8 protein-coding genes are annotated in these 12,833 nt (G+C 70.4%); all 8 read left to right on the top strand.

The annotated features are described in order from the left end of the window. The first annotated feature begins 92 nt into the window (after positions 1–92). Complete coding sequence (locus ACWEVO_RS14400; protein WP_452307991.1) at positions 93–1,148, top strand: ATP-binding cassette domain-containing protein; 1,056 nt, start codon at positions 93–95, stop codon at positions 1,146–1,148. Then, positions 1,145–1,834: a hypothetical protein gene (locus ACWEVO_RS14395; RefSeq protein ID WP_452307990.1), complete on the top strand. Its 690-nt coding sequence runs from the start codon at positions 1,145–1,147 to the stop codon at positions 1,832–1,834. The genes ACWEVO_RS14400 and ACWEVO_RS14395 overlap by 4 nt, the downstream gene beginning before the upstream one ends. A gap of 454 nt (positions 1,835–2,288) precedes the next feature. Then, positions 2,289–2,834, top strand: a complete 546-nt coding sequence (gene rplJ / locus ACWEVO_RS14390) for a 50S ribosomal protein L10 (RefSeq protein WP_046567232.1) — start codon at positions 2,289–2,291, stop codon at positions 2,832–2,834. A 54-nt stretch (positions 2,835–2,888) separates the two neighbouring features. Beyond that, on the top strand, positions 2,889–3,278 hold the full coding sequence (rplL, locus tag ACWEVO_RS14385; RefSeq protein ID WP_452307989.1) for a 50S ribosomal protein L7/L12: 390 nt from the start codon (positions 2,889–2,891) through the stop codon (positions 3,276–3,278). A 574-nt stretch (positions 3,279–3,852) separates the two neighbouring features. Next, positions 3,853–7,284, top strand: a complete 3,432-nt coding sequence (rpoB, locus tag ACWEVO_RS14380; RefSeq protein WP_452307988.1) for a DNA-directed RNA polymerase subunit beta — start codon at positions 3,853–3,855, stop codon at positions 7,282–7,284. A gap of 80 nt (positions 7,285–7,364) precedes the next feature. Beyond that, positions 7,365–11,252, top strand: coding sequence for a DNA-directed RNA polymerase subunit beta' (locus ACWEVO_RS14375; protein WP_452307987.1), 3,888 nt, complete (start codon positions 7,365–7,367; stop codon positions 11,250–11,252). A 117-nt stretch (positions 11,253–11,369) separates the two neighbouring features. Then, a complete protein-coding gene (locus ACWEVO_RS14370) occupies positions 11,370–11,984 on the top strand; it encodes an ArsR/SmtB family transcription factor (RefSeq protein ID WP_452307986.1) in 615 nt (204 codons plus the stop codon). Next, on the top strand, positions 11,959–12,833 hold an 875-nt coding region (locus tag ACWEVO_RS14365), incomplete at its 3' end, for an MFS transporter (RefSeq protein WP_452307985.1). The genes ACWEVO_RS14370 and ACWEVO_RS14365, both read left to right, overlap by 26 nt.

Here is a 12,833-nt window from a genome sequence, read left to right as displayed (position 1 = left end):
CGGGCCGCGCCCTCGCCACCTCCGCCCTCCGGGGCCCCCCCACCCGGGGTGGCGGGGCCCCGTTCGTCTGTCCGGTGTGGGAGGCTCGGCGCATGCGGCTGGAGGGCGTCTGGCTGCGGTACCACCGGCGCGCGCCGTGGGTGCTGCGGGAGACCGAGGTACGGATCGGCCCGGGCGAGGTGGCGGTGGCGTTCGGGCGCAACGGCGTCGGCAAGTCCACCCTGCTCCAGCTCGCGGCGGGTGTGCTCCGCCCGACCCGGGGCCGGGTGGTCGACCGGCCGCGGGCCGTCGGCTGGGTGCCCGAGCGGTTCCCCGCCGACCAGCCGTTCACGGTGGATGCGTACCTCACCGCGATGGGCCGGGTGGCCGGGCTTTCTGGCGCCGAGGCCGAGCGGGCGGTGCGGCACTGGGTCGACCGGCTCGGCCTGACCCGGTTCCACGGGGTCCGGCTGCCGCAGCTCTCCAAGGGCACCGCCCAGAAGGTCGGCCTCGCCCAGGCCCTGCTGCGCCCGCCCGGCCTGCTCGTCCTCGACGAGCCGTGGGAGGGATTGGACGCCGCCGCCCGCGAGATCGTCCCGGAAGTGGTCGGCGAGGTCCTCGCCGACGGCGGGACCGTACTGGTCAGCGACCACCGGGGCGAGACGGTCCGGCTGCCGGGCGCCCGGCACTGGACGGTCGCCGAGGGCACGGTCACCGAGGAGCCGCCCGCCGGGGACGCGGCCGTCGCCGTGGTCGAGCTGGCGATCCCGGCCGCCCGGGTCGCCGCCGCCGTCGCCCGGTTGCGCGCCGAGGGCCACCACGTTCTGCGGGTACGCGACCACGCCGCCCCGCCCCCCGCCACGCGACCCGACCCTGGACTCCGCGCCGACCCGGCCCCGTCCGGCGCGGCGCGCCCCGACTCCGGACTCCGCGCCGACCCGCCCCTGCCCGGCGCGGCGTTTCCCGACTCCGGACTCCGCGCAGACCCGGCCCCGCCCGGCGCCGCGCGACCCGACTCGGCGCCACCGACGGAGCCGGCCGAGGATCGGGCCGGCGTCCCGACGGCGAGCGGTCCCGGCCCGGCCGAGGGGGCGGTGCCGGCCGCGCCCGACGGCGGCCCGGCGGCCGAGCCGGACCGGACCGGGTCGGCGCCGGAGGTGGCCCGGTGACGGCGCTGGTCCGGCTGCGGCTGGCCGGCTTCCTGCGTACCGGACGGGCGCTGGCCCCGGTGCTGACCGGCCTGCTCGCCCTCGGCGTCCTCTACGGCGGCGGCCGGGCGCAGCCGGCGGAGGCGTACGGCGTCTCGGCGGTGGTGCTCTTCCCGGTGCTGGCCTGGCAGACCAAGATCCTGCTGGACGTGGAGCCGGACGTGCAGCGCCGGCTCGCCCAGGTGGTGCTCGGGCCCGCCCGGGAGCGGGCCGCCGGACTGCTCGCCGCGGCCGTGGCCGGGCTCGGCACGGTGGCCGTCGCCCTGGTCTTCCCGTGGCTGGTGGGAGGGGTGACCGGCCCGGTCGGGCCGGGGGACCGGCCGGTCGCCGCCGGGGTGGCCCTCGGCCTCTGGGTGCACCTGCTCGCCCTGCCCGGCGCAGTGGGACTCGGCGCGCTGGCCAGCCGGGCGATCACCCGCAGCGCCGGGTACGGCGTCGCGGTGCTCGCCCTGGGCGTGGTCGGCGCCCTGGTCCTGGGCCTCTCCCGCTCGGCGGTGCCGTGGCTGGCGCCGCCGCTGATGCCGGCCGCCCGGGCGTTGACCGGCCACCTCGCGCCCGCCTCCGGCGTGCTGCTGACCGCCTGGGCCCTGGCCTGGGCGGCCGTGGCCCTGGCCGGGTACGCCTGGGGCCGCCGCACCCGCGCCTGAGCCCTGCTGCCCGACCCCGCCGCCCGCCTCGCCGCCTGGCCTCGCCGTCTTGATCCACTCTGGCTGCGGTAGATCGGGGTCTCCCGGCGGCAAATCGCCCCGGCCTGCCGCACCTGGAGTCGATCAATCGGCCCCGAACGGGTGACCGGGCGCACTCCGGGGGCGATTTGGTGGTACGGGGACACGTCGCGTAACCTTGGCGCGTAGTTCCACCCAGAGACCGCTGGTCACCGTGCCCTGGCACGGTCGAAGGTCCCGCGATGACGGGCGACCCGCGCAGGGCGGTAAGCGAAAATCGGTGCTGTGCGTGGTCCGCCGACTGCGCCCATGATGCCGGCCCTCGCCCCGTGCGCCCTGCGCCGGGGCTTTTCTCGTTGTCGTGATGCCTCCGCCGCCGTCGCGAGCGTCCGCTCGTCGCCGGCGTACCAGCTCCGAGCAACGAGAGAGGAGGGACATGGCGGACAAGCCGATCCGGGCCGACAAGGCCACGGCCGTCGCCGAGCTGACCGAGAGCTTCCGCAACGCGGGGGCGACCGTGCTGACCGAGTACCGCGGGCTCACGGTTTCGCAGCTCACCCAGCTGCGGCGCTCGCTCGGCAAGGAGACCAGCTACACGGTCGCGAAGAACACGCTGGCCAAGCGTGCCGCGACCGATGCGGGCATCTCCGGCCTCGACGAGCTGTTCACCGGTCCTACCGCGCTGACTTTCGTTTCGGGCGACGTCGTCGAGGCGGCGAAGGGGCTTCGCGACTTCGCGAAGGCCAACCCGAAGCTCGTCATCAAGGGCGGTGTCTTCGAGGGCAAGGCCATTTCCGCGGCCGAGGTCACGAAGCTCGCCGACCTGGAGTCCCGCGAGGTGCTGCTGGCCAAGCTGGCCGGCGCCATGAAGGGCAACCTGAGCAAGGCCGCGGCCCTGTTCCAGGCTCCGCTCGCCAAGACCGCGCGTCTGGCGGCCGCTCTGCAGGACAAGCGCGAGAAGGAGGGCGCCGAGGCGGCCTGAGGCCTCCCGGCGCACCCACGTTCTTAGTTTTCACTTTCAGAAAGGACGCCAGACATGGCGAAGCTCAGCACCGACGAGCTGCTCGACGCGTTCAAGGAGATGACGCTGATCGAGCTCTCCGAGTTCGTGAAGCAGTTCGAGGAGACCTTCGAGGTCACCGCCGCCGCTCCGGTCGCGATGGCCGCGGGCGTGCCGGCCCAGGGTGGCGCCGCTGCCCCGGCCGAGGAGGAGAAGGACGAGTTCGACGTCATCCTCGACGCCGACGGTGGCAAGAAGATCCAGGTCATCAAGGTCGTGCGTGAGCTGACCGGCCTGGGCCTGAAGGAGGCCAAGGACCTGGTCGAGGCCGCGCCGAAGGCCGTCCTGGAGAAGGTCAACAAGGAGACCGCCGAGAAGGCCAAGGCCAAGCTCGAGGGTGAGGGCGCCAAGGTCACCATGAAGTGACCTTGCGTTGACCTGACGCACGTCCGGCTCACGTGAGCCGGGGCACAACCGCGTCGCGGCGGGCGGTGATCCGGGAACGGGTCGCCGCCCGCTGTGGTTGTGCCACCCGGCGGCAGCGGCGTGAGCAGGGCGTACAGGTTCTTCGCACCGGGTTCACAGCGGACGTCTGTCGGTAGCCCGTCGGTGGGAAAGACACCCCGAGCGGTAACCGGCCCTTGACGCGGCCCCGGGCTGACAGGCACGCTGACACCAGCAAGACCTTCCGCGCTTGCAACGGCCACCTCTTGGGTAATGCCAGCGGCAGCACCACCGCCGCGACGCCCGAGCGGACCGGCAGGAGCGTCGCGTTCCGAGCGGCCCGGTAGACCCGGTTTTCCGAGGTCCCGAGGCAAGTTCCGCGACGACCTGCGGGGTGGGCTGGACAGCGGTTAGCCTCTCGGCTACACTGCTAGTTTGCGCTGCCTTCCGACTTGACCCCTGCTCGGAAATGTCCGTTTACGGATAATTCTGGTGGGGTCATTGGAGTGCACGCGTACCAGCCGTTCTGCAGCACCGGTCCTCGGAAGGACGCATCTTGGCAGCTTCCCGCCCTGCGAAGACCAGTCGTACGTCGAGCGCTTTCGCGCCCCGCCGAGTTTCTTTCGGTCGGATCACCGAACACCTCGAGGTCCCCAACCTCCTCGCCATCCAGAACGAGTCCTTCGACTGGCTCGTCGGCAACGAGGCTTGGCAGGGCCGGTCGTCGGACGACCCGCACGCACGCTCGGGTCTCGCGGAGATCCTCGACGAGATCAGTCCCATTGAGGACTTCTCCGGCACCATGTCGCTCTCCTTCTCGGCTCCGCGCTTCGACGAGGTCAAGGCCTCGATCGAGGAGTGCAAGGAGAAGGACCTGACCTACTGCGCCCCGCTGTTCGTGACCGCGGAGTTCACCAACAACACCACTGGCGAGATCAAGAGCCAGACGGTGTTCATGGGTGACTTCCCGATGATGACGCCCAAGGGCACCTTCATCATCAACGGCACCGAGCGCGTCGTGGTCAGCCAGCTCGTCCGCTCGCCGGGCGTGTACTTCGACAAGCAGCCGGACAAGACCTCCGACCGCGACCTCTCCAGCGTCAAGGTCATCCCGAGCCGGGGTGCCTGGCTGGAGTTCGACATCGACAAGCGCGACACGGTCGGCGTCCGCATCGACCGTAAGCGGCGGCAGGCCGTCACCGTCCTGCTGAAGGCCATCGGGTGGTCCGCGGAGCAGATCCGCGAGAAGTTCGGCTGGTCCGAGCTGATGATGACCACGCTCGAGAAGGACCACATCGCCGGCCAGGACGAGGCGCTGCTCGACATCTACCGGAAGCTCCGCCCTGGCGAGCCGCCGACCCGCGAGAACGCCCAGACCCTGCTCGACAACCTCTTCTTCAACCCGAAGCGGTACGACGTCGCCAAGGTCGGGCGCTACAAGTTCAACAAGAAGCTCGAGCTGGACGTGCCGATCACCACCGGCACGCTCACCGAGGACGACATCGTCGCCACCGTGGAGTACCTCTGCCGGCTGCACGCCGGTGAGGAGGGCTACGAGGCCGACGACATCGACCACTTCGGCAACCGGCGCCTGCGTACCGTGGGCGAGCTGATCCAGAACCAGGTCCGGGTCGGTCTCTCCCGGATGGAGCGGGTCGTCCGCGAGCGGATGACCACCCAGGACGTCGAGGCGATCACGCCGCAGACCCTGATCAACATCCGCCCGGTGGTGGCGGCGATCAAGGAGTTCTTCGGTACGTCGCAGCTGTCCCAGTTCATGGACCAGACCAACCCGCTGGCGGGCCTGACCCACCGGCGCCGGCTGAGCGCGCTCGGCCCGGGTGGTCTGTCCCGGGAGCGGGCCGGCTTCGAGGTCCGGGACGTGCACCCGTCCCACTATGGCCGGATGTGCCCGATCGAGACGCCGGAAGGCCCGAACATCGGTCTGATCGGCGCGCTCTCCACCTTCGCCCGGGTCAACCCGTTCGGCTTCATCGAGACGCCGTACCGGAAGGTCATCGACGGTCGGGTCACCGACCAGATCGACTACCTGACCGCGGACGAGGAGGACCGGTTCGTCAAGGCGCAGGCCAACGCCCCGCTGAAGTCGGACGGTTCGTTCGCCGAGGACCGCGTCCTGGTCCGCCGTAAGGGCGGCGAGACCGAGGACGTGGCGCCCGGGGCCGTGGACTACATGGACGTCTCGCCGCGGCAGATGACCTCGGTCGCGACGGCGATGATCCCGTTCCTCGAGCACGACGACGCCAACCGCGCGCTCATGGGCGCGAACATGCAGCGCCAGGCGGTGCCGCTGGTCAAGGCCGAGTCGCCGCTGGTCGGTACGGGCATGGAGTACCGCGCGGCCGTGGACGCCGGTGACGTCGTCGTCGCCGAGGTCGGCGGTGTGGTCGAGGACCTCTGCGCGGACTACATCACCGTCCACCAGGACGACGGCCACCGCCGGACGTACTTGCTGCACAAGTTCCGCCGCTCCAACGCCGGCTCCTGCGTCAACCAGAAGCCGGTCGTCTTCGAGGGCGACCGCGTCGAGGCCGGCCAGGTCATCGCCGACGGTCCGTGCACCGACGAGGGCGAGATGGCGCTCGGGCGCAACCTGCTCGTGGCGTTCATGTGCTGGGAGGGCCACAACTACGAGGACGCGATCATCCTGTCGCAGCGCCTCGTGCAGCAGGACGTGCTCACCTCGATCCACATTGAGGAGCACGAGGTCGACGCCCGGGACACCAAGCTCGGCCCGGAGGAGATCACCCGCGACATCCCGAACGTCAGCGAGGAGATGCTCGCCGACCTGGACGAGCGGGGCATCATCCGGATCGGCGCCGAGGTCGTCCCTGGCGACATCCTGGTCGGCAAGGTCACGCCCAAGGGCGAGACCGAGCTGACCCCGGAGGAGCGGCTGCTCCGCGCGATCTTCGGTGAGAAGGCGCGCGAGGTCCGGGACACCTCGCTGAAGGTGCCGCACGGTGAGACTGGCACGGTCATCGGCGTGCGTACCTTCTCCCGCGAGGACGGCGACGAGCTGCCCCCGGGCGTGAACGAGCTGGTCCGGGTCTACGTGGCCCAGAAGCGCAAGATCCAGGACGGTGACAAGCTCGCGGGCCGCCACGGCAACAAGGGCGTCATCTCCAAGATCCTGCCGATCGAGGACATGCCGTTCCTGGAGGACGGCACCCCGGTCGACATCGTGCTGAACCCGCTCGGTGTGCCGTCCCGGATGAACATCGGTCAGGTCCTGGAGACCCACCTCGGGTGGGTGGCCAAGACCGGCTGGAGCGTGGACGGCGACGACGCCGAGTGGAAGCGCCAGCTCCGCTCGATCAACGCGCACGAGTCCGAGCCGGACACCAACGTGGCCACCCCGGTCTTCGACGGTGCCCGCGAGGAGGAGATCTCCGGTCTGCTGGAGTCGACCCTGCCCAACCGGGACGGCAAGCAGCTGATCGGGCGCACCGGCAAGGCGCAGCTGTTCGACGGTCGCTCCGGCGAGCCGCTGCCGGACCCGATCGCCGTCGGCTACGTCTACATCCTGAAGCTCAACCACCTGGTCGACGACAAGATCCACGCCCGGTCGACCGGCCCGTACTCGATGATCACCCAGCAGCCGCTGGGTGGTAAGGCGCAGTTCGGTGGCCAGCGCTTCGGTGAGATGGAGTGCTGGGCGATGCAGGCGTACGGCGCCGCGTACGCCCTGCAGGAGCTGCTGACGATCAAGTCCGACGACGTCCTGGGCCGGGTCAAGGTCTACGAGGCGATCGTCAAGGGCGAGAACATCCCCGAGCCGGGCATCCCGGAGTCGTTCAAGGTGCTCCTCAAGGAGCTGCAGTCGCTGTGCCTCAACGTCGAGGTGCTCTCCAGCGACGGTGTGGCCCTGGAGATGCGCGAGACCGACGACGAGGTGTTCCGGGCCGCGGAGGAGCTGGGCATCGACCTGTCCCGGCGCGAGCCGAGCTCGGTCGAAGAGGTCTGAGGCAGGCGGTCGGGAGCCGGTTCGCCGGCTCCCGACCCCGCCCGTTAGCTAGCAGTACAGACGACGACATAGGGGACATAGTGCTCGACGTCAACTTCTTCGACGAGCTGCGCATCGGCCTCGCCACCGCTGACGACATCCGTCAGTGGTCGCACGGCGAGGTCAAGAAGCCCGAGACCATCAACTACCGCACCCTGAAGCCGGAGAAGGACGGGCTCTTCTGCGAGAAGATCTTCGGCCCGCAGCGGGACTGGGAGTGCTACTGCGGTAAGTACAAGCGGGTCCGCTTCAAGGGCATCATCTGTGAGCGCTGCGGCGTCGAGGTGACCCGCTCCAAGGTTCGCCGGGAGCGGATGGGTCACATCGAGCTGGCTGCTCCGGTGACCCACATCTGGTACTTCAAGGGCGTGCCGAGCCGGCTGGGCTACCTGCTGGACCTCGCCCCGAAGGACCTCGAGAAGATCATCTACTTCGCCTCGTACGTCGTGACGAGCGTGGACGCCGAGGCGCGTCACCGTGACCTCTCGACCATCGAGAACGAGATCCTGGCCGAGAAGCGGCAGGCCGAGAACAGCCGCGACTCGGAGATCGAGAAGCGGGCCGCCAAGCTTGAGGCCGACCTGGCCGAGCTGGAGGCCGAGGGCGCGAAGGCGGACGTCCGGCGCAAGGTCAAGGAGGGCGGAGAGCGCGAGATGCGCCAGATCCGCGACCGGGCCCAGCGCGAGATCGACCGCCTCGACGAGGTCCTCGACACCTTCCGCAAGCTCGAGCCGAAGCAGCTGGTCACCGACGAGCTGCTCTACCGCGAGCTGCGCGACCGCTTCGGCGAGTACTTCACCGGCGGCATGGGCGCCGAGGCCATCAAGGCGCTGGTCCAGAACATGGACCTCGACGCCGAGGCCGAGAACCTGCGCGAGACCATCCGCTCCGGCAAGGGTCAGCGGAAGATCCGGGCGCTCAAGCGGCTGAAGGTCGTGGCGGCGTTCCAGAACACCCGCAACTCGCCGCTCGGCATGGTGCTCGACTGCGTCCCGGTCATCCCGCCGGACCTGCGTCCGATGGTGCAGCTGGACGGTGGCCGCTTCGCGACCTCCGACCTGAACGACCTGTACCGCCGGGTGATCAACCGGAACAACCGCCTCAAGCGACTGATCGACCTGGGCGCGCCCGAGATCATCGTCAACAACGAGAAGCGGATGCTCCAGGAGGCCGTCGACGCGCTGTTCGACAACGGCCGTCGTGGTCGTCCGGTCACCGGTCCGGGCAACCGGCCGCTGAAGTCGCTCTCCGACATGCTCAAGGGCAAGCAGGGCCGGTTCCGTCAGAACCTGCTGGGCAAGCGTGTCGACTACTCCGGCCGTTCGGTCATCGTGGTCGGCCCGAAGCTCAAGCTGCACCAGTGCGGCCTGCCCAAGCAGATGGCGCTGGAGCTGTTCAAGCCGTTCGTGATGAAGCGGCTGGTCGACCTCAACCACGCGCAGAACATCAAGTCCGCCAAGCGGATGGTCGAGCGGCAGCGGCCGGTCGTGTGGGACGTGCTGGAAGAGGTCATCGGCGAGCACCCGGTTCTGCTGAACCGGGCGCCCACCCTGCACCGCCTGGGCATCCAGGCCTTCGAGCCGCAGCTGGTCGAGGGCAAGGCCATCCAGATCCACCCGCTGGTCTGCACCGCGTTCAACGCCGACTTCGACGGTGACCAGATGGCGGTCCACGTGCCGCTGTCCGCCGAGGCCCAGGCCGAGGCGCGGATCCTGATGCTGTCGTCGAACAACATCCTCAAGCCGGCCGACGGCAAGCCGGTCACCATGCCCACCCAGGACATGGTCATCGGTCTCTACCACCTCACCCACCTCACTCCGGGGGGCAAGGGCGAGGGCCGGGCGTTCAGCTCGGACGCCGAGGCGCGGATGGCGTACGACAACGGCGAGCTGCACCTGCAGACTCCGGTCAAGATCCGCCTGCGGGACATCGTCGGGGTGGACAACGGCGCCGGCGCCGAGCCGTGGGTCGCGCCGGAGGGCTGGGTCGAGGGCGAGCCGGTGACCGTGGAGACCACGCTCGGCCGGGTCCTGTTCAACGAGACGCTGCCCCCGGGTTACCGCTTCGTGAACTACGAGATCCGCAAGGGCCAGCTCTCCGCGATCGTCAACGATCTCGCCGAGCGCTTCCCGAAGGTGGCCCTGGCCGCCACCCTCGACGGGCTCAAGGAGGCCGGTTTCCACTGGGCCACCTGGTCCGGCGTCACCATCGGCATGGAGGACGTCATCGCTCCGCCGCGCAAGCGGGAGATCCTGGAGCGGTACGAGAAGGAAGCCGACCGGATCGACAAGCAGTACCAGCGTGGTCTGATGACCGCCGAGGAGCGCCGCGGCGAGCTCATCGAGATCTGGACCAAGGCGACCAACGAGGTCGCCAAGGAGATGGACACCGCGCTGCCGCAGGAGAACCCGCTGTGGAAGATGATCAACTCGGGTGCCCGCGGTAACCTGCTCCAGCTCCGGCAGATCGCGGCGATCCGTGGTCTGGTGGCCAACCCCAAGGGTGAGATCATCCCGCGTCCGATCAAGGCGTCGTACCGCGAGGGTCTCTCCGTGCTGGAGTACTTCATCTCCACGCACGGTGCCCGCAAGGGTCTCGCCGACACCGCGCTGCGTACCGCCGACTCGGGTTACCTGACCCGTCGTCTGGTGGACGTCTCGCAGGACGTCATCATCCGCGAGGAGGACTGCGGCACCGACCGCGCCATCCCGATGCAGATCGGCGAGCGGCTGGACGGCAAGCTGGTCGTGCACACGCACGCCGAGACCAGCGTGCACGCCCGGACCCTGGCCGACGACATCAAGGGGCCGGACGGCACCGTGGTGGCCGAGCGGGGCCAGGACATCAACTCGATCGGCGTCGACAAGATCGTCGCCGCCGGGGTGGAGACCGTCCGGGTGCGCAGCGTGCTCACCTGCGAGTCCAAGCTGGGCGTCTGCGCGGCCTGCTACGGCCGTTCGCTGCCGACCGGCAAGTCGGTCGACATCGGTGAGGCCGTCGGCATCATCGCCGCCCAGTCCATCGGTGAGCCGGGTACGCAGCTGACGATGCGTACCTTCCACACCGGTGGTGTCGCGGGTGAGGACATCACCCAGGGTCTGCCCCGGGTCCAGGAGATCTTCGAGGCCCGGGTCCCGAAGGGTAAGGCGCCCATCGCCGACACCCCGGGCCGGATCCGGATCGAGGACGGCGAGCGGTCGCGGAAGATCATCGTGATCCCGGACGACGGCAGCGACGAGATCGTGTACGACAAGATCTCGAAGCGGGTCAAGCTGCGGGCGCACGACGGCGACCACGTCGAGGTCGGCGAGAAGCTCACCGAGGGCACCATCGACCCGCACGAGCTGCTGCGCATCCTCGGCCCGCGCGCGGTCCAGGTCCACCTGACCCAGGAGGTCCAGGAGGTCTACCGCTCGCAGGGTGTGCTCATCCACGACAAGCACATCGAGATCATCATCCGCCAGATGCTCAAGCGGGTGACGGTCATCGACTCCGGCTCGACCGAGTTCCTGCCGGGCGTGCTGGTCGACCGGGCGCTGTTCGAGTCGGAGAACCGCCGGCTCGTCTCCGAGGGCGGCGAGCCCGCCGCGGGTCGCCCGGTGCTGATGGGTATCACCAAGGCCTCGCTGGCCACCGACTCCTGGCTGTCGGCGGCCTCCTTCCAGGAGACCACCCGGGTGCTGACGGACGCGGCGATCCACGCCCGCAGCGACTCGCTGATCGGCCTCAAGGAGAACGTGATCATCGGTAAGCTCATCCCGGCCGGTACGGGCATCAGCAAGTACCGCAACGTCCGGGTCGAGCCGACCGAGGAGGCGAAGGCCAAGGTCTACTCGATGACCGGCTACCCGGAGACCGACTACGGCTTCGGGCCGGCCAGTGGCCAGGCGGTGCCGCTGGACGACTTCGACTTCGGGTCGTACCGCTAAGCAGTAGGAAACGACGAGGCCCCCGGCGGAACCGCCGGGGGCCTCGTCGCGTCCCGGGGTGCGCCAAATGAAGAGAAGGCTCTCGAAAGAAGTCTGTCGAGAGAATACTCTCGACACATGGCGACCGACGCACCGCGTACCCTCACCGACGCCCGCGAGCTGCGGGCGCTGAGTCATCCCGTACGGCTGGCCCTGATGGAGGCCCTCGGCGGTGGTCCGCTGACGGCGACCCAGGCGGGGGAGCTGATCGGCGAGACGGCGACCACCTGCTCCTTCCACCTGCGGCAACTGGCCCGCTACGGCTTCGTGGAGGAGGCCGGCGGCGGCCGCGGCCGGGCCCGGCCCTGGCGGCTCACCCGGCGTGGCTGGTCCGCGCCGGCCCGGCCCGACGACCCGGACTGGACCCGGGCCTCCCAGGCCCTCGACCGGGTGCTGCTCGACCGGTACGCGCAGCGGCTGCGCCGGTTCGTCGACGAAGCGCCCACCTACCCGAAGGAGTGGTACGAGGCGGCCATCGGGCGGCAGCACCTCGTGCACCTCACCCCGGCGGAGCTGAGCGAGTTCGCCGCCGCGTACCAGGAACTGGTCGCCGACCTCACCGCACGGTTCGACGCCCGGCGTACCGACCCCGCCGCCCGGCCGGCCGGGGCGCTCCCGGTCGAGCTGCTCCTCTTCGGCTACCCGGTGCGGGCTCCGGAGGTGTCGGATGTCGACCCGACGACTGCTGGCTGAACCGCGCGCCCGCCGGTACCTCGCCGGGCAGACCCTGTCCCTGGTCGGCGACAGCGCGATGTGGCTGGCCTGCGGCATCTGGGTGAAGGACCTGACCGGCAGCGACGGCGCGGCCGGGCTGACCTTCCTCTTCTTCACCGCCCCCGCGCTGCTCGCGCCGCTGGCCGGGCTGCTCGCCGACCGGCTGCCGCGGCGCCGGCTGCTGGTGGCGGCGAACCTGGCCGGCGCGGTGATCCTGCTGCCGTTGCTGGCGGTGCGCGGCCCCGACCAGGTGCCGCTGATCTACGCGGTGATGCTCCTCTACGGCTGCCTCCACCTGGTCATCGAGCCGGCCCAGTCCGCCCTGCTCGTCACCCTGCTCCCCGGTGACCTGCTCGCCGCCGCGAACGGGTTGCTGCGGACGGCCCGGGAGAGCCTGCGGCTGCTCGCCCCGCTCGCCGGCGCCGGCCTGTACGCGCTGTTCGGCGGCGCGGCGGTGGCCGTGCTGGATCTGGCCACCTTCGTCGGAGCGGCGGCGCTGCTGCTCACCCTGCCCGGACCGGATCCGGTCCCGGAGCGTACGGAGCGCACGGGTGGCGTGCTGCGGCACTGGACCGGGGAGATGAGCGCGGGCTTCCGGCACCTCGCCGGCCACCCGCTGCTGCGCCGGGTGGTGCTCGCCACCACGGTGCTCGCCCTGGTGCTCGGCTTCGCCGAATCCACCGGCTACGCCGTCGTCGACCGGGGTCTGCACCGCTCGCCGGAGTTCCTCGGGGTGCTCCAGGCCGCCCAGGGGCTCGGCGCGGTCCTCGGCGGCGTGGGCAGTGCCGCGGCGGTGCGCCGGTTCGGCGAGGTACGCGTCGCCGCCGC

This window comes from Micromonospora sp. NPDC003776, from assembly GCF_053605645.1.
The sequence above is the reverse complement of the archived record's forward strand: the minus strand, read 5'-3'. Positions and strand labels throughout refer to the sequence as shown.

Bases quoted from the DNA above. Each gene is read 5' to 3' on its own strand.
- ACWEVO_RS14400 (WP_452307991.1), top strand. From the start codon at position 93: ATGCGGCTGGAGGGCGTCTGGCTGCGGTACCACCGGCGCGCGCCGTGG.
- rplJ (WP_046567232.1), top strand. From the start codon at position 2,289: ATGGCGGACAAGCCGATCCGGGCCGACAAGGCCACGGCCGTCGCCGAG.
- rplL (WP_452307989.1), top strand. From the start codon at position 2,889: ATGGCGAAGCTCAGCACCGACGAGCTGCTCGACGCGTTCAAGGAGATG.
- ACWEVO_RS14370 (WP_452307986.1), top strand. From the start codon at position 11,370: ATGGCGACCGACGCACCGCGTACCCTCACCGACGCCCGCGAGCTGCGG.